At 34.8% G+C, this 23,754-nt stretch carries 16 protein-coding genes; 13 read left to right on the plus strand and 3 right to left on the minus strand.

Translation table 11 applies throughout. The annotated features are described in order from the left end of the window. Positions 1-34 precede the first annotated feature (34 nt). The 12 genes from ABXT67_RS08630 (at position 35) to ABXT67_RS08685 (ending at position 17,244) form a co-directional block, all read left to right on the plus strand. The gene (locus tag ABXT67_RS08630; protein WP_415376876.1) at positions 35-994 is read left to right on the plus strand and encodes a class I SAM-dependent methyltransferase; all 960 of its coding nucleotides are present in this window, start codon (positions 35-37) and stop codon (positions 992-994) included. A gap of 6 nt (positions 995-1,000) precedes the next feature. Then, positions 1,001-2,182: a glycosyltransferase gene (locus ABXT67_RS08635; protein ID WP_415376877.1), complete on the plus strand. Its 1,182-nt coding sequence runs from the start codon at positions 1,001-1,003 to the stop codon at positions 2,180-2,182. 9 nt (positions 2,183-2,191) lie between these two features. Beyond that, complete coding sequence (locus ABXT67_RS08640) at positions 2,192-3,583, plus strand: hypothetical protein (protein ID WP_415376878.1); 1,392 nt, start codon at positions 2,192-2,194, stop codon at positions 3,581-3,583. An 8-nt stretch (positions 3,584-3,591) separates the two neighbouring features. Further along, on the plus strand, positions 3,592-4,524 hold the full coding sequence (locus ABXT67_RS08645) for a glycosyltransferase family 2 protein (RefSeq protein WP_415376879.1): 933 nt from the start codon (positions 3,592-3,594) through the stop codon (positions 4,522-4,524). 1 nt (position 4,525) lies between these two features. After that, positions 4,526-5,464, plus strand: coding sequence for a glycosyltransferase family 2 protein (locus ABXT67_RS08650; RefSeq protein ID WP_415376880.1), 939 nt, complete (start codon positions 4,526-4,528; stop codon positions 5,462-5,464). Positions 5,465-5,561: 97 nt separating this feature from the next. Next, a complete protein-coding gene (locus tag ABXT67_RS08655; protein WP_415376881.1) occupies positions 5,562-6,488 on the plus strand; it encodes a glycosyltransferase in 927 nt (308 codons plus the stop codon). A 13-nt stretch (positions 6,489-6,501) separates the two neighbouring features. After that, positions 6,502-7,578, plus strand: a complete 1,077-nt coding sequence (locus ABXT67_RS08660; protein WP_415376882.1) for a DUF354 domain-containing protein — start codon at positions 6,502-6,504, stop codon at positions 7,576-7,578. Positions 7,579-8,126: 548 nt separating this feature from the next. Further along, on the plus strand, positions 8,127-9,152 hold the full coding sequence (locus ABXT67_RS08665) for a sugar transferase (protein ID WP_415376883.1): 1,026 nt from the start codon (positions 8,127-8,129) through the stop codon (positions 9,150-9,152). Positions 9,153-9,293: 141 nt separating this feature from the next. Beyond that, positions 9,294-10,058 carry a polysaccharide biosynthesis/export family protein gene (locus ABXT67_RS08670; RefSeq protein WP_415376884.1) on the plus strand — a complete coding sequence of 255 codons (765 nt, stop codon included), beginning with the start codon at positions 9,294-9,296 and terminating at the stop codon, positions 10,056-10,058. Then, positions 10,055-12,427 (plus strand): GumC family protein, encoded by a 2,373-nt coding sequence (locus ABXT67_RS08675; protein ID WP_415376885.1) that lies wholly within the window; start codon positions 10,055-10,057, stop codon positions 12,425-12,427. The genes ABXT67_RS08670 and ABXT67_RS08675 overlap by 4 nt, the downstream gene beginning before the upstream one ends. A 355-nt stretch (positions 12,428-12,782) precedes the next feature. Then, complete coding sequence (locus ABXT67_RS08680) at positions 12,783-14,942, plus strand: ice-binding family protein (RefSeq protein ID WP_415373630.1); 2,160 nt, start codon at positions 12,783-12,785, stop codon at positions 14,940-14,942. 1,153 nt (positions 14,943-16,095) lie between these two features. Next, entirely contained in the window at positions 16,096-17,244 is a 1,149-nt protein-coding gene (locus ABXT67_RS08685; protein ID WP_415373631.1) for an ice-binding family protein, read from the plus strand. A 421-nt stretch (positions 17,245-17,665) separates the two neighbouring features. Here ABXT67_RS08685 and ABXT67_RS08690 read toward each other — a convergent pair whose 3' ends face one another. From ABXT67_RS08690 to ABXT67_RS08700, 3 genes are read right to left on the minus strand one after another with little or no spacing between them, the layout of a single operon-like run. Next, complete coding sequence (locus ABXT67_RS08690) at positions 17,666-18,331, minus strand: response regulator (protein WP_415373632.1); 666 nt, start codon at positions 18,329-18,331, stop codon at positions 17,666-17,668. A 1-nt stretch (position 18,332) separates the two neighbouring features. Further along, positions 18,333-20,000, minus strand: coding sequence for an ATP-binding protein (locus ABXT67_RS08695; protein WP_415373633.1), 1,668 nt, complete (start codon positions 19,998-20,000; stop codon positions 18,333-18,335). A 30-nt stretch (positions 20,001-20,030) separates the two neighbouring features. Beyond that, the gene (locus tag ABXT67_RS08700; RefSeq protein ID WP_415373634.1) at positions 20,031-20,192 is read right to left on the minus strand and encodes a hypothetical protein; all 162 of its coding nucleotides are present in this window, start codon (positions 20,190-20,192) and stop codon (positions 20,031-20,033) included. 1,004 nt (positions 20,193-21,196) lie between these two features. Here ABXT67_RS08700 and ABXT67_RS08705 point away from each other — a divergent pair. Then, the gene (locus tag ABXT67_RS08705; protein ID WP_415373635.1) at positions 21,197-23,359 is read left to right on the plus strand and encodes an ice-binding family protein; all 2,163 of its coding nucleotides are present in this window, start codon (positions 21,197-21,199) and stop codon (positions 23,357-23,359) included. The last annotated feature ends 395 nt before the right edge of the window (positions 23,360-23,754 follow it).

Here is a 23,754-nt window from a genome sequence, read left to right on the forward strand (position 1 = left end):
TTAGAGTTTAAAGAATATTTCAAAATAAAGTAAAATGAAATGTAAAGTTTGTGGAAATTCCAAGCAAAATAAATCTTATATGATAAGAGAGATGATGATTGGGTTACGAGAAGAATTCGAATATATTCTTTGCTCTAGCTGCGGTTGTTTACAAATTTCTGAGGTTCCTAAAAACATGTTAAAATATTATGGTAAAGATTATTATAGTTTTTCCATGAAGACAAATTTTAAACATAATAAAATAAAAGATTACTTAACAAAACAAAGAGATTTATACATTGTAGAAAATCAAAGTAATTATTTGGGTCAAATAATAAACTACATGAAACCGGCAAGTAGTTTTGTTAAGATTTTATCACACTTAAACATAACAAAGAATTCGCGAATATTAGATGTGGGCACGGGTATTGGAGTAAGGATGGAACCTCTAGTTAATATGGGATATAATGTTTTGGGCATTGACCCTTATCTAGAAAAGGATGTGATAAATGTTAATGGGCTAGAAATTTTAAGAAAAGACATTTACGAAGTGGAAGGGCAATTTGATTTGATTATGTTAAATCATGTTTTTGAGCATCTAGAAGACCCAGCTAAAATCTTGTCAAAGATAAATGATTTGTTGTCTCCAAATGGAAAATGTTTAATTAGAATACCGATTATTCCGTCTTTCGCATGGGAAAAATATCAAGAAAATTGGATTCAAATTGATGCACCAAGACACTTTTTTATTCATTCAAATTCTAGCCTTGAATTGTTGTCTAGAAAAGCGAAACTAAAAATAGAAAAGATAATATATGACTCTATTCCATTTCAATTTATAGGAAGTGAACTTTATAAAAGAGATATTTCTATGAAAGAAGGTGACTTTAGATTGAATAAAGAAAACACCTTGTTTTCAGTAACTGAATTGGATGAATTTATCAAAAAAACGAAAGAACTAAATTCTTCAAAAAATGGTGACCAAGCAGCATTTATTTTGACTAAGATGAGCTAATTTGATATGAACAAATATATAGTACTCGTTAGTTTAAGTAATGATTTAGGAGGGGCGCAAATACGATATCTTTCCTTGTACTGTGAGATTTCAAAACGTCAGAATGATTATACACTTGTTATAAATCGTAAACTTTATGAAATAGCCAGAAGTACAGGAAATCTTGCTGATCATTCAGGGAAAATTGAGATTATGGAAATCGATCAGCTTACAAATAATACGAGAAATGAGAATGTTACGCGAATAGATAAAAGGAAGAAGAAATCACGAATAAGAATATTACTGAATCGGATATTAACAACTTGTAAACTAGTTAAGTACACATATCAACTCCATTTAATTTTTAAAAAAAACAAACCAGATTATGTTTATTCAGTTTGGGTTGGTGGTATGATAGCCTGGCCATTAAAATATTTGTACAAGTTTAAGTTAGTCTATTCCTATATGGATAGTGGTTTTTCTAGCTTGAACAGTTTCTGGGAAGCCCCCCTTAAAAGTGAGCAGTTGCCTTTGAAACATTCAGATACCATAGATTTTTTATCTGCTGATTTATATAAGGGTGTTATGGATAAAGTTAAACTAAAAGCCAAAAACACAATCTCTATCACACCATGTAGTTTTAAAAATTATGATAATATAGTTCCATACCACCCTAAAAAGAACACAGTTACTTTTTGTTCAAGAATGACTGCTATTAAAAACCCAATGTTATTATTAGAGAGCATCAAGGTTTTTAATAGTAATTATAAAAATTGGAAGGAAACTAATTTTCAATTTCTTGGAAATGGAGAATGCATGACTCAAATGCAGGAATTTATAGAAAAACATAAATTGGCTAATATTGAGTTATTGGGTGAGGTGAAAAATCCTGTAGATTATTTAAGCAAATCAAAAATATTTGTTTCAATTCAACAGTCAAACAATTACCCCAGCCAATCTTTAATGGAAGCTATGGCCTGTGAGAATGCGATTATTGCCAGCGATGTTGGCGAAACAAGAAAACTTGTTACAGAAAAAGAGGGTGTACTTGTAAAATTAGATTTGAATACAATTTCAAACGCAATTATTATGCTTCTAACCAATAATGAGCAATGTGCGGAATTGGGAAAACAAGGTAGGTTAAAAGTGTTAAAAGAACATACTGTAGATTTATATTTAGATTATTTTTATTCTTTAGAAAAAATATAACAATAAAAAATGATTTTAATTGCTGTAATTTCTATTATTTTTTTATTGGGGTCTCTTAAATATCCAGACTATATATTTTGGATTGCCGTTACGCTTTTTTTAGACCCAGGAGGGTACATTCAAACATATGTTCCAAGAACATTGTTGGGTGGTTTAAAAATAACAGATTTAACCTTTGTTTTATTATTTATTCCATTAATATCGCCGAAAATTAAATTAAAATCATTTTTTATTCAGAGAGATAATCAATGGATTGTTCTCTTTTTACTTACCTATACACTTGTTTATCATATATTCGTTTATGGCTATATTGCTCCTGGAGGAAATATAAATAATGTTTTAGATTTATTGCAATACCAACGATTGACTTTATGGGGTTTTTTGTCAATTATTCCAGCATATATATTTTTTAGAAGGAATTACAAATTGTTTTTCAAATTTGCAATAACAACTTCTTTAATCTTAATGTTATTTTATATAATCCGTCTAACTACAGGTCTTAATATTGTACCCATTTGGGAGTTTGAGAGGGGTCGTAACTCAGGAATAATGAGAGTTGCCCTTTTGGGGTATGGTTTTGCTCAATGGTTTTTATACATGCTTTTTATTAAAATTATTTTCCGTTTACGCTTGCCTAAAATTAATTGGTTTTACTTTATAGCTATTACAATTTTTATAGCTGAAATTTTAACGCTTACACGCAGAGTAATATTTAGCATGATTTTTCAATTTTTTTTAGTTTATTATCTACATCAGCAAATGATGGGTAAATCATTGCTTTCTTTAAAACTACGAAAAGTGTTGCTATTTGGTTTTGGATTTATATTGGTACTTTATATGATTGCACCTAAATATATTAATTACACTCTAATAGGAGTTGAAGACGCTATTTCTATAGTACAAAAGGGAAGCAATTCAAGTGGTGAAATTGACGGAAGAATTGAGGGAGATATACCTAAACACTTGGGTAGATTTAAAGAATCACCTATAATTGGTTATGGATGGGATGAATTATGGTATTCGAATAAAACTTTAGAAGGTGGTTTGAGTGCAAACGATGTACCTCTAACGGCAGCTTTAGGTATGTTTGGTGTTTTAGGTCTTTTGTTTTTCATGCCTTTTTATTTACGTGTATTTAAAATCCTTTATAAAACTTATAAATTATTAAAATATTTTTATTTGTCAGGTAAGGCAAAAAAAAATGCATTACTCTTTACAATTTGTTTGTTTTTAACTATAATTTTCATTTCAAAATATACTGTTAGTTTTATGAATTATTTTAGCGATTTAACAAGTGGTGTTCCAAGAGTATTAAATATGTTATACTTAGGGTTTTTATTGGCAGCAGCGGATTTATTGCGAAATACTAATACTAAAAAGGAGATTTCAAAAAACCATTGATGGAATTAATGAAAAAAGATAAAGACACGGTTTACATAGTTATATTAAACTATAATCATTTAGACGATTTAAAGGAAACTATCCATTCCTTTTTAGAGCAAGACTATCCAAATATGCATATAATTGTCTCTGATAATGGTTCGACAGATAATAGCGTTAAATGGCTACACAAAGAACATCCAGAAATTACTGTTATTGAAAATAAGAAAAATTTTGGTTGGGCTGAAGGAAACAATGTGGGCATAAGATATGCTTTAAAACATAAAGCAGATTATATTTTATTGGCAAATAATGATTTAAGTTTTCAAGGTCCATCTATTATTACCTCTTTAATTAAGGCTTATGATTTGATTCCTAAACTAGGAATAATTGGCCCAAGTGAGAATTCCTATTTTGAAAAAGATAAAATTGTGAACCAAGGTTGGATCATGTATCCAAAGGTCAAGCATACCTTTAACAAAAACAGATCAGAGTATACTAGAAGTGATTTACCATCCAATTATAAAGTAATTGATAATGTTTCCGGCAGTTTTATGATAATCAAGCGTAGAGTGTTTGAAGATATAGGAGAAATTGATGGTGATTTATTTTTATATGCCGAAGATGCAGATTTTTCTTTACGAGCATGGAAAAAGGGGTGGGTGTCTTTAGTGGATGCGGATATAATGATTTACCATAAAATATCGGCTACTTCTGGCATAAATAGCCCTTTGAAAATATATTATATGACAAGAAATCTAATTTATCTTATTAGAAAACATCGTGATATTCAAAGTTCACAAAGGTTTTTTACGAAGAAATATTATTTTGATATTGTTAAGCAATTTATTAAGATGTCAATTAAAAGTGAATATCGTAAGGATAGATTAAAAAGGTTAAAAGCATTATTTTTAGGATTTTATCATGGTGCGATAATAAAAAAAATGGGTCAATTTTACTAATATGATATCATTTATTGTAATAGGTAGAAACGAGGGTTGGAAACTCACAAAATGTTTCTCAAGTATCTTTAAAACTATTGAGCAGAATTCACTTAATGCCTTTGAGGTGATTTATGTAGATTCAAAATCTACTGATGATAGTATAGAAAGAGCCAAAGAATTCAAGGCCATAAAAATATTTCAACTAACAGGAGAAATGAATGCTGCAATAGCTCGAAATGTTGGCGCCAAAGAATCCAAAGGGGAGGTTTTGTTTTTTATTGATGGCGACATGGAACTTCTTGCCGAATTTTTACCACAAATTTATTCTGAGGAAAAGGGGTTGATTCATGATTTTGTATCGGGCGATTGGGAAAATCATAATTACAATCAATACAGTAAATTTTTGGATAAAGGTTTCTATATAAAATTGGATCAAGATAGGTTCGAAAAAACTACTGGAGGTTTATTCCTAATTAACCGAAAAAAATGGGAAATAGTTGGAGGAATGAATCCTATTTTTAAAAAAAGTCAGGATATTGATTTGGGGTTACGTTTAGCCAAAATTGGAATCTATTTACTTAGAAAAAAAGAAATATCAGCAAAACATCATACAATAGCTTATTTAAATAAAAACAGGATGTGGAAGGATCTGTTTTCATTCAATCACTTATATGGCAGAAGCTTATTGTATAGAAGGCATCTCTTTAATAAACAGAGCTATTCAAGGTTACTCAGGAATGATTATACCTTATTGTTGTTGATAGTCGTAAGCCTTTTAGCTGCGTTTATGCATTCCGTAATAATTTTTATTTTATACATTTTGGCCGTTTTATTTAGAGGTAAATTCAAGTTGAATAAATTTGCATATTTAATCATAAGGGATTTAACGGTTTTGTTTGGCTTCTTTTTCTTTTGGCCGAATAATGGGAAAAACACACAATACATTAAAATTAATTAATACTGGCTTATAGATTTTTCTTCCTGCTTGATAAATCCTTTATTAAGACCAGTGATAGAACAGGTTTAAAATAAATTTCAAATTATTAATGTTTTAGATGAAAATCCTAATAGTATGTAGCACCACAAAAAATAAAATTAACCCATTTGTTATTGACCAAATTACGGCACTTAATGCCTTAGGTGAAAATATAGAATACTTTACCATCGCGGGAAATGGTGTTTCAGGGTATTTAAAAAGTTTGCCAGGATTGATGAAGAGCATCAAAAAGTATAAACCGGACCTAGTACATGCGCATTATGGCCTTAGTGGTTTATTATCTGTTCTGCAAAGAAAAATCCCGGTTATAATCACCTTTCATGGTTCAGATGTTAACAATAAACGGGTAAGACCGTTTTCGTGGCTGGCTTCACGTTTTAGTATTGGTAATATTTTTGTTTCAAAAGAAATGTTACAATTGATGCCATCACCAAATAGTTATGTAATTCCATGTGGTGTGGATATGAAATTATTTAAACCTATTAAGCAATCAGAAGCCCGGAAGGAATTTGGATTAAATCCTGATAAAAAGTATATTCTATTCTCTTCAGGTTTTGATAATACTGTAAAAAACTATCCCTTGGCTAAATCGGCAGTCTCATTATTAAGCAATAACAATATAGAGTTACTAGAGCTTAAAGGATTATCACGGACGCAGGTTTCTCATTTAATGAATGCTGTAGATATGGTTTTAATGACATCGTTTACAGAAGGCTCTCCTCAGTTTATTAAAGAAGCTATGGCATGCAATATTCTAATCGTTTCAACAAATGTTGGAGATGTAAGTTGGCTATTTGGAGATTCTGAAGGCCATTTTATCACATCCTATGAGACCAACAATATTGCGGAAAATATTGAAAGTGCTCTAGAATACTCTAAAGAAAAAACAAACAAACAAGGCCGTCAACGAATTATTGAATTGGAACTAGATGCTGAAAGTGTTGCAAAAAGAATAATTGCGATCTATAGTAAAGTATTAAAATAGAATAAATATTTATATGAAAATCCTAATTGATATAGGCCACCCAGGTCACGTTCATTATTTCCGTAATCTAATACGGAATTTGCAAAAAGGAAATAATGAGATAATTGTTACTGCTCGTGAACGAGATGTGGTATTCTCATTGTTGGAATTTTATAAAATTAAATATTTCAATAGAGGGAAAGGAAACAACTCTGTTATTGGCAAACTAAGTTATATGTTTTTTGCTGATTGGAAACTTTTAATGCTTTCAATTAAACAGAAACCCGATCTATTTCTTAGTTTTTCTTCACCATACGCAGCGCAAGTTGCAAAGATTATGGGTAAGCCACATATTGCTATAAATGATACTGAACATACAGATAAAACACATGCTAAGTTTACCTATCCATTTTCATCTAAAATATTAACGCCTAAAAGTTACCAAAATGATTTGGGCTCAAAGCAAATTCGCTTTAACAATGTAGTTGAAGGGCTTTATTTACATACGAATTATTATAAGCCAAATCCTGCTGTTTTAAATGATATTGGGGTAAAAAAAGATGAAAAGTTTGTTTTACTTCGTTTTGTTTCTTGGCATGCTCATCATGATTATGGGCAATCCGGGTTGGATATAAACGCCATTCGGATTTTAATCGAACTCTTAGAAAATAAATACAAAGTTTTTATTTCCTCAGAACTTCCTTTATCTGAGGAATTTCAGAAATATAAACTTCAAATTTCACCGGAGCAAATGCATGATGTATTGTATTATGCATCCTTGTTTATTGGTGAATCGGGAACAATGGCTTCTGAAAGCGCTTTTTTGGGTACGCCGTGTGTTTACATAAATTCACTTCCCTTGATGTGTTACCTTAAATTAGAGCAGGAGGCTGGTATTTTAAAACACTTTCCCTCATCCCTTGGAGTGGTTGAATATGTAGAGCAAATTATTCAAGATGATGAGTTAAAAGAAAAAGCGATAAAGAATGCAACAAAAATGAAAGAACGTTTTATTGATCCAACTGCTTTTCTAACTTGGTTTATCGAAAAATATCCAGAGAGTTCTAAAATAATGAAAGAAAATCCAGATTATCAATTCAACTTTAAATAGATGAATATAATATCTGTAACTCTAGCAGGACCAAGTTATAAGAAGATAGCAACTTTTAATTATGAGGTGAAGAAGAATAATAGAATAAATTGTAATTCTTTTGAGTATATGTTAGTGTACACAAGGTAACATTATGATGATCATATGACTAAGGTTTTTTTTAAAGACTTTAAATATTCCTAAAGCAGATATTAATTTAGGGATAGGTTCTGGTTCTCATGCAGAGCAAGTGGATAATAACATTATTGCTTTTAAAATAAATATTATTAAAAGAAAACCGCTGAACGTGTTTTGGAGGCTATCCTAAAGGCAAGTGCGTTATGATAAAATTTCATCAATAAACTGGATCCTTTTGTCAAGTTTGTTCTGCCACATAAATTTTGAAACCAAAATAAAAGCAACTAAAATATATTCTCTGTATATATTTTGATCACAACTACATAACAAAATAGATTCTCCCCAAAAGTTTTATAATACAAATTTCATCCCAATTCAATTTATTAGGGAAGCCGGAAATTAAATATTAAGTACAAATTGAATAGATGCATATGGGAAATTTAAACAAAGTAGACTTTTATAAGAGAACTTTAGGTTTTAAGTCCGCAAATAAAAATGTTGGAAATTCTAAAACTCTTATTAAAAAAGACATTGAAATAGAAACCGTGAATGATGACCTACTTGAATTAATTGTAAATGAGAAACGAATTAATGACATCAGGTATTTGAATAAATATTTTGAAAAGGTAAATGGGACTTTAAAAAAGGGAGGGGTCTTTAAGGGAAATGTGGAAACCTATTCCGTGCGTCGTACCCGTATATTAAATAAATTTCCCAGCCCATTTAATAAAATATACCTGTTTTTTGACATCCTCTTAGTGCGGGTATCTCCTAAATTATGGATAACAAAAAATCTCTATTTTAACATCACCAAAGGAAAAGGGCGGGTTTTATCAAAAGCTGAAACCTATGGCAGGCTTTATTCTTGCGGGTTTGAAATTACGGAGGAAGTATACATAAATAATAAGATCTATTTTACAGTAAAAAAAGTTAAAGAACCAGAATACGATATGAATCCTTCTTATGGGTTTCTAATAAAACTAAAAAGAATAGGGCAACATGGGAAGCCTATAAAGGTGTATAAGATTCGCACGATGCGCCCCTATTCAGAATATTTACAGGAATATGTGTTTCAAAAAAACAATTTGCAAGACGGGGGTAAGATAAACAACGATTTCAGAATTTCTCCTGAAGGGAAAATTCTTAGAAAACTTTGGGTTGATGAGCTACCCATGTTTTATAACTTTTTTAAGAGGGAAATGAAATTAGTAGGAGTGAGACCTTTAAGTGCACATTATTTTTCCCTTTATACTAAAGAACTGCAAACACTAAGAATAAAAACCAAACCAGGTTTAATACCTCCATTTTATGCTGATATGCCCGTTACTTTAGAAGAAATTATGGCCTCAGAAATAAAATATTTAAAAGCTTACGAAAAAAGACCTATTCACACTGATTTTTCTTATTTTTTCAAATCAATTAATAATATTTTAATCAAGAGAAAAAGAAGTGGTTGAAAGATCAAAGACGTGGGGCTCAAGACCCACGAATCAAGAGCAGGACCTAGAACTCACGATTCACAACACAAAAACACACTAAAATAGCCTTTGCTTGTGGCTTAAATCAAAGTATCTTCACAACATCTATCACAATAATCTATGAAAGTTAAAATTTTCGCACTTTTACTGCTCGTATTCTTACAGTCCTGTAAGTCTAAAAAAGAAATTTTGTATATGCAAGATATCAATGCCTATAACAATACAAAAGCCAACTATACCAACGCAACCCTACAACCCAATGACATTTTAAAAATAACGGTGGGCGCTTTGGTACCAGAAACGGCCATCCCTTATAATAGAATCGTACCAACGGTGGTACAAGGAAACACCCCTGAAATGATGCAGTTGGAAGGGTATTTAGTATCCTTAGAGCAGACCATTTCTTTTCCAATATTAGGAGAAATTTCAGTCACGAATAAGACGATTACCCAGCTGGAAACAGATTTGATCAACCGTTTAGAATCTGGTGGGCATTTGGTGAATCCCAGTGTAAATGTTCGGCTTTTAAACGCCAAAGTAACGATTTTAGGAGAAGTAAATAGGCCTGGAACCTATACGTTTACTGAAAACAACATCAACCTCCTTCAGGCCTTTGGGCTGGCAGGAGATTTAACCATTAATGGAGTACGCGACGATGTGGTTTTAATTCGAGAGATAGATGGGGTGCGAACCATAGCACATTTTGATTTAACCAAATCCGATTGGCTAGACAGCCCTTATTATTTAATAAAACCCAACGATGTGATTATGGTCAATCCCAATGGAGCGAAGGTAAAGACTGCAGGATATATTGGCAATATATCTACCCTTTTAGCTGTTACATCCTTATTAGTTACCACCATCATATTAATTAATACTTTATGAAAGAGCAACAATCACCATATTTTATGATGGAAGAGGAAGGTGCTATAGATATAAAGCAAGCAGTTACAGATTACCTGCGGTATTGGCCCTGGTTTATCTTAAGCATCGTGGTATTTATGACGGCAAGTTATTTATACCTGCGATATACTTCTGAAATTTATGAAACTGCGGCAAAAATAAAAATTTTAGACGAGGGCAAGGGCTTAGATTTACCTATGGAAGGTTTGTTGTTTAACAATTCTAATGTGAATCTAGAGAATGAGATTGAAATTTTGACCTCTTACCGAATCTTGGAGAAAGTGGTAAAAACACTAAATCTAAGTCATGTTTTTTATTTGGAGGGAGATATTCAAACTTTACAATTGGATACCCTACCCTTTAGCTATCAAACTATTAAAAGTGTCGATGGTTTAGCTGTTAGAGGAAGTTTTAAAATTACCGTGACTCCAAGTGCCTTTGAAATTTATAATGTTGCAACAGATTCCACTGCGCTTTTTCCAAACCATGATACAAATTTAACCCAACATAATTTACCCTTTCAAATAAAGATAGAAAACCCAGAACAACTTGCGTTGTGTCTAGACAACCAATATAATGTATATATACAATCTATAAAGGGAACTGTTCTTAATTTAAAAGAATCTCTAGAGGTGAGTTCAGTAGGAACAAAGAGTGATATTTTGCAGCTAAGTATGAAAGGAGAGAGTGTCTCAAGGTCTGAAAGAATTCTCAACGCGGTTATTAGAGCTTTTAATGAAGATGGCATCCAAGATCGCCAATTAATTTCCAAGCGTACCTTAGCATTTATTGACGAACGTTTTATTTTTCTTTCGGAAGAATTAGACTCCATAGAATCGGGCAAAAAGGAGTTTAAACAAAACAATAATTTGGTGTATATTGAAGCAGACACCGAAGTAAGTCTCCAAAAAAGGGCACAAACCGATGAGGAGGTTTTTCGGGTAGAAAACCAATTGGCTTTATCACAATTACTAGAAGATGCCATCAACGAACCTGCCAGCAAAAACGAATTATTGCCGGCTAATTTTGGTTTAGAGAGCAGGGCTATAAATACATTAATAGGCAACTACAATACTGCGCTACTCGACAATGAAAAAACACTAATTAGTGGTGGTGTTAATAACCCCATCGTACGGCAATTACAATTACAGCTGGTGGATTTGCGTGCGAACATAGACAACTCTTTAAAAGCCTATAAGAATCAGCTACAGCTTTCACAACGTCAATTGAGCTCTCGGGATAAAAAAGTTAAATCAGAAGTGTACAACTTGCCCCAGAAGGAACAGTTATTGCGCGCCATTAATCGCCAGCAAAAAATTAAAGAAAGCCTGTTCTTACTATTGCTTCAGAAAAGAGAGGAAGCCTCTATTAGCTTGGCGGTAACAGAACCTTCTATTAAGGTGGTAGAATATGCGCTCTCTGGATCAAAACCAATTTCGCCCAAACCTAACACTGTTTATGCAGGAGCTATTGTAGCGGGATTATTAATTCCTTTCGGGATTTTGTTTGTGGTATTTTTTTTAGACAACAAAATACACGGCAAGGATGATATTACAAAAGCAATCTCTGATGCACCCATTGTAGGGGAAATCCCTAGAATTAAAGACGGGACCAATACGATATTTAGTAATCCCAACGATCGTTCAGTATTGGCAGAATCGTTTCGGATATTAAGTTCTAACGTTAACTATCTCCTCCCGCCTAGCGAAGATGGTAAAGGCAGTATCATTTATACGACCTCCACTATAAAAGGAGAAGGTAAAACATTTATCAGTTTAAACCTATCCCTAGCATTAACGAGTTTAAATAAAAAAGTCTTGCTCATTGGCGCCGATTTAAGAAACCCGCAGTTGCACATCTATCTAGGCATTGACAAAGAGCAAGCAGGCTTGTCTAATCATTTACATACTGATGATGACTGGAAAGACTTCTTAATAAAAGGGTTTAAAGAACATCCCAACCACGACACTTTAATTTCGGGGGTCATTCCTCCTAATCCACCCCATTTGTTAACCAATGGACGTTTTGAAACCTTGTTAGAAGAAGCCAGCACCCAATACGATTATATTATCGTGGATACAGCGCCTACCATTTCGGTGACAGATACGCTGCTTATTTCTAAATTTGCAGATGCTACTGTATATGTTACACGAGCAAATTATACTGAAAAGAATTTACTAGAACATGCCAATGCCTTAGCAAAGAATAAAAAGCTCAAGAATATGGCCTATGTAATTAATCAGGTTGGGGCTAGTATAGGATCTAAATATGGCTATAACTATGGTTATGGTTATGGGTATAATGAGGATACAGCCAAACGATCTTGGAGGGATAAAATATTTAATAGATAAAGAGTAGGGTTTTAAAGAATCCCTACTAGCCCAATTTTTACTCTAAAAAAATCTCGAAAACAAATTGTTTTCGGGATTTTTTGTGAAGAAGAGGGATGCTCACCAACTGTCTTGAATCATTGGATTTTGATTCCTTAAAGGAGAAATATTCATTAAATAAGGCTCAAATCCTTGACAATTTTACCAGTATTTTTAAAAGTTTTTACCGGTTGTTTTTTTTTAACTAGCTAAATATCAGATTAAAAACACGAAACATCGTTTATGAGCTAATTTTCGTTTTTTTCCCTTTTTTAACACAATATTCAAGTTTGATTTGTAGTAAAATACCTACTTTTACCTACTAAAAATATAAAAAATGAAAAAAATTATTAAAAAAACACCAATCCTAGCGATGCTATTGATTGGGTTAATGTGGAGCTGTGATCCAGAGATTGATTCTATTGAGCTTGAGAATACGAATTCAATAGATCTAACGATAATTGATACACAAACTAGGTATCCGTCTCCGGCAACCGTAGCTCTTGGTCAAGCTGGGAGTTTTGCGATTCTCTCTAAATCAGGAATCACGAATGTACCCCCATCTTCCATTATAGGAAATGTAGGAACAAGTCCAATAACAGGGGCTGCTCTTTTATTAACCTGTCCCGAAGTAACTGGAAATATATATACTGTTGCTGCTGCAGGACCACGTCCTTGTAGAGTAACGGATGCTCCACGACTAACAACAGCTGTACTGGATATGCAAGCTGCCTATACGGATGCTGCAGGGCGCAGTCCGGATGAGGTGAATTTAGGAGGCGGCGTTATCGGAAGAAATACGCTAGCACCAGGAATTTATAAATGGACCGGTACTCTTGTAATTGCAAATGACATAACACTTATCGGTAATTCGACTGATGTATGGATATTTCAAGTTGCAGGAACTTTTAATATGAGTTCTGCTGCTAAAATTATTTTAAGGGGAGGCGCGAAAGCCGAAAACATTTTTTGGCAAGCTGGAGGCGCGGTTACGCTGGGTACTACAAGTCATCTTGAAGGAACCTTATTAGGTCAAACCTCAATTGCGGTACAAACGGGTGCAACCGTAGAGGGAAGGTTGCTAGCACAAACAGCGGTAACGCTGCAAATGAATACAGTTACGAACCCATTAGGAAACATTCCGCCACCACCGCCACCACCCAATCCGGCGCAGGAAGCTGTACAACTTGGAGGTGCTGAACATTTTGCGATTCTCTCTAAATCAGGAATCACGAATGTTCCTCCATCTAACATTATAGGAAATGTAGGGACAAGTCCAATAACGGGGGCTGCTCTTTTATTAACCTGTCCCGAAGTTGAAGGAACCATATATACCGTTGCTGCTGCAGGACCACTTCCTTGTAGAGTACCGGATGCTCCAAGACTAACAACAGCTGTACTTGATATGCAAGCTGCCTATACGAATGCTGCAGGACGCACCCCTGACCTTGTAGGAATAGGAGCCGGCGTTATCGGAGGAAATATACTACAGCCAGGAGTTTATAAGTGGGCAAGTACCCTTGTGATTAAAACAGACATAGTACTTAACGGTGGACCAAATGATGTATGGATATTTCAAGTTGCAGGAACTTTTAATATGAGTTCTGCGGTTAGAATTAATTTAACTGGAGGTGCGAGAGCCGAAAACATTTTTTGGCAAGTTTCAGGTGCGGTTACCCTAGGAACCACGAGTCATTTTGAAGGAACCTTATTAGGTGCAACGTCAATTGCGGTACAAACAGGTGCCAGTGTAAACGGAAGGTTGCTAGCACAAACAGCGGTAACACTACAAATGAATTCCGTTTCGAACCCAACAGTAAGCATTACACCACCACCACCACCCAATCCGGTACAGCAAGTTATACAACTTGGAGGTGCTAAACATTTTGCGATTCTTTCTAAATCAGGAATCACTAATGTACCCCCATCTATCATTAAAGGAAATGTAGGAACAAGTCCAATAACAGGGGCTGCTCTTTTATTAACCTGTCCCGAAGTAACTGGAAAGATATATACCGTTGCTGATGCAGGACCACGTCCTTGTAGAGTAACGAATGCTCCAAGACTAAGAACGGCTGTAATAGATATGCAAGCTGCGTATACAGCTGCTGCTGCACGCACCCCTGACCTTGTAGGAATAGGAGCCGGCGTTATCGGAGGAAATATACTATCACCAGGAGTTTATAAGTGGGCAAGTACCCTTGTGATTAATTCAGACATAGAACTTAACGGTGGACCAAATGATGTATGGATATTTCAAGTTGCAGGAACTTTTAATATGAGTTCTGCGGTTAGAATTAATTTAAGTGGAGGTGCGAGAGCTAAAAACATTTTTTGGCAAGTTTCAGGTGCGGTTACCCTAGGAACCACAAGTCATTTTGAAGGAACCTTATTAGGTGCAACGTCAATTGCGGTACAAACAGGTGCCAGTGTAAAGGGAAGGTTATTAGCACAAACAGCGGTTACACTACAAATGAATTCAGTCGTTAGACCTTAACCAACATTGGAATTATAGGTTTACTTGATGTTCTAAGTGTTGTGTTTACTCTAAAAACAGAGTGATAGCGCTTAGTACAATTTAAAAAAATCAGATACTAGCATTCGCCGGTATCTGATTTTTTTTTGCGTTGCAACCATATTTTTAGGATACCTGTAACGGGCAATTTAATAACGTAATAAGGGTGTCACAAAATAATGAAGAGCAAGGTGGTTCTTTACTTCAGCTCTTTTTAAGCCGCCTAAATAGTGAAACTATATACCCTCTGTGAATAAGCCTCACACCGTTTTTTATTAGCGTAGTTGCAATTTTGTGGGCAATGATTTTCTTCAATAAATCATTATCAAGGAATGGCTCATCTATAAATGGATCCAATTAGGATTATCAAATAACTAAAGATATTTGAATTAATTATTTAAGTCCTGCTTCGGTGAGGCTTTTTTTATCCTCTAATTATAAAATAACGATCACCATTAAACAATAGTTAATTAAGGAAGAGAGCAGAAAAACTTAAGGTTAATTAAAATCACGATCAGATTATACGCGTACTTCCAAAAAAACTGTTATTATCTTTCTCATTTCTAAAGTTTAAAATAAAAGAGGGCCTGCATAAATTCAGTAGTTTTTATTGGAGTTCTACAAAGGAATTAGGAGTAGAAACCAGTCTCACATTTTCGCAGTTGGTTATCTACTTCAGGGGATACTTTTAAATTTTTACGAGAAATATTAAGTACGTGCTGCTAGCGTTTATTAATTATTTTAAGAGCACCGTATCGATCGAAAAAAGAAACCTATTTATATTACTGATGTGGATTTTTATCCGCGGGGATTTTCTGTATGAAAATCAGAGCAAAAAAAATAAAAACCAAAGTTTATTAAAACTAAAATCAGCAAAAAACTCCAAAGACGGTTAAATTATTTTTACCATTTTTCATCTTTAAAATCAAAATTAATTTTCAATTATATAATAGTTTTTAAAGAATTGGAATGTTTTTTTAGTCTTACAAGCCATTATAAATCAGCTTAAATTCGTAAAAATATGACTTAGGTGTCGGTACCATTATTTAATGTCAATTACACTATTTTTAAACTATCTTTGTATTAAATTCTACGCAATTAAGTAGGTCAAAATTATAAAAAATCATGAAAAATTATGAAATTTATTAAAAAAAGTCCAATCCTAGCGATCCTATTTATGGGACTAATGTCAAGTTGTAGTCCAGAGATGGAATCTTTAGAACTTGAGGAAGCAAATTTAATTATTACGCAATCTAAATCTTTAATATTACCTGTTGGTCTTGGTGATGCTGGAAATTTTGCGATTCTTTCAAAATCAGGAATGACAAATGTGCCTCCATCGGTCATTACAGGTAATGTAGGAACAAGCCCAATAACGGGTGCTGCTCTTTTATTAACATGTCCCCAAGTTATTGGAGACATATATACCGCTGATGCTGCAGGCCCACTTCCTTGTAGAGTAACTGATGCTCCTGGACTAACAACCGCAGTGCTCAATATGCAAGCTGCCTATACAGATGCTGCAGGACGCTCTAACCCAGATTATTTAAATGTAGGAGCTGGAATTATAGGAGGACTTACGCTTGCACCAGGGCTTCATAAATGGACCAGTACACTTTTAATACCAACGGACATAACAATTTCAGGTGGTCCGGATGATGTATGGATCTTTCAAGTTGCAGGAACACTTACGATGAGTTCTGCAGTTAGAATGAATTTAGAAGGAGGCGCACAAGCCAGTAACATTTTTTGGCAAGTTTCAGACGCTGTTACCCTAGGTACCACAAGTCACTTTGAAGGAAACCTATTAGGAGCAACTTCCATCTCTGTACAAACAGAAGCTACAGTAAATGGAAGGTTATTAGCACAAACAGCGGTAACATTACAAATGAATACCGTTACGATACCAGTACCAGCAAAGGTAGGAGTAGCTTGTGAAAAAGCTAATTTAAACTATTATGGTCCATATGTTGATATTCAAATTGGAAATATTGAAGACAACCAAAACGTTCTTTTATCTGGAGCAAATGGTGGATTTGTTTTTATCGAAAATACTGTTCTTAATGAATGGGAGTTCACAATTTTTGATTTAGATTACACGTTTCCTTGTGATAATAATTTATTACCTTGTGATAACTCAGAAAGTTGTGAGTTTGCTTTTACGATTTCTGCAGAGGATGCCGCTATATTAATGGATGAAGCTTTAGCGTTACAATTAGAATTAGAACGGGCATCAACAACCAATAAATCATCTACAGACGGGCTAATATTATTAAATAAGTAAAAATATTTTAGTTAATTATTTAAGCCCTGCTTCGGTGGGGCTTTTTTTATATCTTCTAACTCTAAAAATGATTATCTCCATTAAGTACTAGTTATTCTAAGAAGATAGAGGGTAAAAAATTATGGTTAATTAAAATCATGATCAGATTATACGCTAGTATTTCCAAAACAGCTGTTATTATCTTTTTCATTTCTAAAGTTTAAAATAAAAGAGGGCCTGCATAAATTCAGTGGTTTTTATTGGAGTTCTACAAAGTCACGGGATCTGTAGAAACCAATTCTTCTCATTTATGCTCTTATTCCTTTCTGTCTAGACTGCTTTTATGCTTTCTTTGATTCAATTTCTCGATTCAGAAATTTCAATGAAAGGGAGGGAATGTGTTTTTCCTTTATTGGATGCTTTTTTAAGGTTGCACAACTACTTATATCAACCCTAGATCCTTGACAATACTCACCAGATGAATTATATTATTTGCTTTGAATTCAATGCGCAAGCTGTTGAGTCTTTTTTCGATAGAACTCAAGCCGCTTGGGGACACATTGTTTTGTTTAAAATGGGCACTGATTTCAGATCGAGACTTCCCCAATGACAATAATCTCATCAACTCAGTGTCGAAATCATCAATTTCTAGATGTTTTTTTTTGTTGAGAAGTTGTTTTATTTGCGGCGAAATATATCGGCTATTGTTTGCCACACATACGATAGCATCCTTTAATTCCAATAAACCATTTCTGCCTTTACAAACATACCCATTTACCTTAAAATCATTAATAAATTTCTTAATAAGCTGGGTTCGATCTTCTATCGAGTAGACGATTATTTTCAGTTCGGGATTTTCTTTTTTTAGGATGTTCACCAATTCTTCTCCTGAGTTAAAATTTTGTTCTCGGTGATCTGGTAGAAACGATAAATCGGTGATTAGTAATTCTACAGGTGTTTTTTTAAAGGCTTCCTTCTTTATTTTCAGGTAGGCATCATCACAATAATGAACTTGTATGGCCTCTAAGACCTCTAAATCTTTGAGCACACTCGCAACCCCAGAGTTGATACTTCCTAAATCGTCAGCTATTAAAACTTTTGTAAACATATTAAAGACTAATTTTTACTGTAAAACCTTCATTTTTATCAACTTCAAATATAATCGTTCCGTTCACTAACCGAATACGGTTTTCCGTATTGAGGAGTCCATTTCCTTTTTTTAACACACTTCCCACACCATTATCGGTGTATCGCAGCTTTAATTTTTTGCCAGATTGGGTGGCTGTGATGACTACCAAGGTCGCTCTACTATGCTTATGCATGTTGGTCATTAACTCTTGAAGCACCCGATAGATGGTTTTCTTTTTTAGATCATCAAGTAAGGACCAATCTATGGTCGCTAAATTTTTGGTAATCACATTCACCGAGTCACTTTGATAGTATTTTAGCAGGTCTATAAGTACGCTTTCAAAGTCTGCATCTAGGTCTATGGGGCTGTGCTTTTTAGAAATATCACGTGTTTTGTTATACACCGTTTCTAGGTCATCTAACAGATTTTCTGCTGTATCAGGCGAGGTTTGTATTTTAACCATAATTTTATAAATATCGTTGGCTACTTCATCGTGTACTCTTTTAGAGATTTTAGATTCGGTGTTGTACAATTGTTGAACTTTCTCTTTTTTATGGCGGTACTTTAGTATGAGATATAAGGCAATAGCAAGTAATAAGATACAAATTCCCACTAACTGGTATATGCTTTTAAGCTGGCGTTGTTTTTCTTGTGCTAATTTGGCCGCTTGTGTATGCTCTTTTTCCTTTGAGAAGTTATATTCTATACTGGAAAATTTGTTGTCTTGTTGTAATGTTGCTTTGGCGATGCTATCGCTTATGCTCATATATTGAGCAATATCTGGGTTATTGCTTAATTTTAAATAGTTAGAAAGCGCCTCTTTTTTGTAGGCTGTACTTACTTTTGCTGCGGTTTCTTTTCCTAAGGTGGCATACCTAAGCGCTAGGACACTATCCCCTGCGTTTCTGTAATGTTCGCTGAGGTGTTTATAACTGGTAAAGAGTTGTCCATTGTCCTTTGTTTTTTTTCTTATTGTTAGGGCCTGCAACATATGAGGGAGTCCTTCAGGATGCCCTGCTTTAGACTGTAGGTGCCCTAAATTATCCAAGGTTCGGGCAATCTCAATCTTGTTTTCTTGCCCACTACTTTTTTCATAGGCCAATTTTAATATTGCAATGGCCTTGTCCTTTTGTTTTAATTCGTTGTAAGAATTGGCCATGTTGTTAAGCAGAACAATACTATCTTTTAGTTGGCTTGCTAAGAATAATGCTCTTGCATAGGCATCGATGGCTTTTTGTGGTTGGTCTATAGATCGATAAACCATACCAAGGTGATTGTAAATACCTATATCAGCATTTGCTTCTTTTCTGTTCTTATTAGAAGAGGCATCTAATAACGCTATTGCTTCTATGGCTGATTTTTCGCTTGCATAGGTGCGGCCCATTTCAAATTCGGCCATTGCGAGCATTCTCAATGCGTAAATGGCACCTACGGTATCTTTTTTAGCGAGTCGTTCTTCTTTTTGTTTCTTAAAATAACCGTATCCTCTGGGCAGATCTTCAGGGAATTTTGGATTTGCAATTTTATAATAATAATGGGAGGTACTATCTATAGGTTCTTGTGCTGAAATTTGCTGTAATGTTAAAACAGACAAAAAAGCAGACAGTACCCATAAAAAAGAGAGGAATGAAAATTTTATGTTTTCCATTCCTCAAAGTTAACAACTTAATTTTAGTTATTAGTCACCTGTGTTAGGTGGCGGTGGTGGTGGAGGAGGAATGTGACCATCTTCTCCACAGCAGGCGACTTCGTTAGCGGCATTGACTTGACTCTCTGGTGTGCAGGAAAATAGCACAGTACCTAGCAGGCATAAAAGCATTATATATGATAATTTTTTCATTTTTTTTGAATTTAAAATTGAACACAGGTATGGTTATCCGAGTCGTTGCTCAGTTTTATGGGCTAGGATGGAAGCCATACATTAAATGGAAGAGCGGACTCTTCAATAGAGAAGTGTAGCGCGCAGATTAAGGTGCATCAGATTACTTCTCAAATGATCCTATCACATTACTTTGCGACTCCAATATGAACTGTTGAAATAATCGCAAACCCTATTGCGCTCGGGCGATCAACAATACAAGGGCAAATAAATAAAGTTCTGCTCTTAAAGACTTGGGACGCTTATGGGAAAGAAGTGGGAAGATGATGGGAAGTAAATAAACCATGTATTCCCAGTAAGTTTTTGTAATTCCTTACACAATAGGAGTCATAGAATAGTAAATAGAGACAAGGTTTACAAAGAAGCAGGGTTACCTGCTGTGTTTTGCAACTAGGCTTTCATTGACAAAGGTAAAATTGTACTTTGACATAGTCAAAATACAGATTTGTTGCGGCCTTATAATACAATTACCAATGCCTGTCATACAGCGAAAAACCAAACGAAGGCAGGCATAGGCTAATATGGTATAAATGATACGCTTTCATTTAATAATATATATCGACTTATTCAAATTCTTAGAAAGTCCCAGCAAACAATGGTTAGCGTAAACTACAAAACCGCCAGACAAAGAACCAAAATGTTTTAACGGACCCCTCGCTATTAAAAAGAAAAGAAAAGAAAAGAAAAGTAAAATAGTTTTACTGCTCGTAGAGGAGACAGTATTAAGCAAAATTTTATTTTAGTCAGACACCAATGATTTTATCGTTGTGAATCAAAATAGACCTTCATTTTTACCAGTATTTTTAAAAGTTTTTACGGGTTGTTTTTTTTAACTATCTAAATATCAGATTAAAAACACGAAACATCGTTTATAAGTTAATTTCTCTTTTTTTTCCTTTTTTTTCATAATATTCAAGTTTCATTTGTAGTAAAACGCCTACTTTTACATAATAAAAACATAAAAAATGAAAAAAATTATTAAAAAAACACCAATCCTAGCGATGCTATTGATTGGGTTAATGTGGAGCTGTGATCCAGAGATTGATTCTATTGAGCTTGAGAATACGAATTCAATAGATCTAACGATAATTGATGCACAAACTAGGTATCCGTCTCCGGCAACCGTAGCTCTTGGTCAAGCTGGGAATTTTGCGATTCTTTCTAAATCAGGAATCACGAATGTACCCCCATCTTCCATTATAGGAAATGTAGGGACAAGTCCAATAACGGGGGCTGCTCTTTTATTAACCTGTCCCGAAGTAGCTGGAAATATATATACCGTTGCTGCTGCAGGTCCACTTCCTTGTAGAGTAACGGATGCTCCACGACTAACAACAGCTGTACTGGATATGCAAGCTGCCTATACGGATGCTGCAGGACGCAGTCCGGATGAGGTGAATTTAGGAGGCGGCGTTATCGGAGGAAATATACTAGCACCTGGAGTTTATAAATGGTCCGGTACTCTTGTGATTGCAACTGACATAACACTTATCGGTAATTCGACTGATGTATGGATATTTCAAGTTGCAGGAACTTTTAATATGAGTTCTGCTGCTAAAATTAATTTAATGGGAGGCGCGAAAGCCGAAAACATTTTTTGGCAAGCTGGAGGTGCGGTTACGCTGGGTACTACAAGTCATCTTCAAGGAACCTTATTAGGTCAAACCTCAATTGCTGTACAAACGGGAGCAACCATAATGGGAAGGTTGCTAGCACAAACAGCGGTAACACTACAAATGAATACACTCATAGATCCAACAGCAACACCACCACCACCACCACCACCACCAGCTGTAATGGCACCCGTAGCTCTTGGAGGTGCTGAACATTTTGCGATTCTTTCTAAATCAGGAATCACGAATGTTCCTCCATCAAATATTATAGGAAATGTAGGGACAAGTCCAATAACGGGGGCTGCTCTTTTATTAACATGTCCCGAAGTAACTGGAAATATATATACCGTTGCTGCTGCAGGTCCACTTCCTTGTAGAATAACTGATGCTCCAAGACTAACAACGGCTGTGCTTGATATGCAAGCTGCCTATACGGATGCTGCAGGACGTTCGAACCCTAAGGAACTAAATTTAGGAGCCGGCGTTATCGGAGGAAATTTGCTAACACCAGGGCTATATAAGTGGACAGGTACCCTTGTGATTGCATCTGACATTACACTTATCGGTAATGCAACTGATGTATGGATATTTCAAGTTGCAGGAACTTTTAATATGAGTTCTGCAGCTAAAATTAATTTAGCGGGAGGCGCGAAAGCCGAAAACATTTTTTGGCAAGTTGGAGGTGCAGTTACGCTAGGTACTACAAGTCATCTTGAAGGAACCTTATTAGGTCAAACCTCAATTGCGGTACAAACGGGAGCAACCGTAGAGGGAAGGTTGCTAGCACAAACAGCGGTAACACTACAAATGAATTCCGTTACGAACCCAACAGTAAGCATTCCACCACCACCGCCACCACCCAATCCGGTGCAGCAAGTTATACAACTTGGAGGTGCTAAACATTTTGCGATTCTTTCTAAATCAGGAATCACTAATGTACCCCCATCTATCATTAAAGGAAATGTAGGAACAAGTCCAATAACAGGGGCTGCTCTTTTATTAACCTGTCCCGAAGTAACTGGAAAGATATATACCGTTGCTGCTGCAGGACCACGTCCTTGTAGAATAACGAATGCTCCAAGACTAAGAACAGCTGTAATGGGTATGCAAGCTGCGTATACAGCTGCTGCTGCACGCACCCCTGACCTTATAGGATTAGGAGCCGGCGTTATCGGAGGAAATATACTATCACCAGGAGTTTATAAGTGGGCAAGTACCCTTGTGATTAATTCAGACATAGAACTTAACGGTGGACCAAATGATGTATGGATATTTCAAGTTGCAGGAACTTTTAATATGAGTTCTGCGGTTAGAATTAATTTAAGTGGAGGTGCGAGAGCTAAAAACATTTTTTGGCAAGTTTCAGGTGCGGTTACCCTAGGAACCACGAGTCATTTTGAAGGAACCTTATTAGGCGCAACGTCAATTGCGGTACAAACAGGTGCCAGTGTAAAGGGAAGGTTATTAGCACAAACAGCGGTAACACTACAAATGAATTCAGTCGTTAGACCTTAACCAACATTGGAATTATAGGTTTACTTGATGTTCTAAGTGTTGTGTTTACTCTAAAAACAGAGTGATAGCGCTTAGTACAATTTAAAAAAATCAGATACTAGCATTCGCCGGTATCTGATTTTTTTTTGCGTTGCAACCATATTTTTAGGATACCTGTAACGGGCAATTTAATAACGTAATAAGGGTGTCACAAAAATAATGAAGAGCAAGGTGGTTCTTTACTTCAGCTTTTTTTAAGCCGCCTAAATAGTGAAACTATATACCCTCTGTGAATAAGCCTCACACCGTTTTTTATTAGCGTAGTTGCAATTTTGTGGGCAATGATTTTCTTCAATAAATCATTATCAAGGAATGGCTCATCTATAAATGGATCCAATTAGGATTATCAAATAACT

It is taken from the genome of Patiriisocius sp. Uisw_017 (assembly GCF_047731265.1).
Taxonomy (GTDB): domain Bacteria; phylum Bacteroidota; class Bacteroidia; order Flavobacteriales; family Flavobacteriaceae; genus Patiriisocius.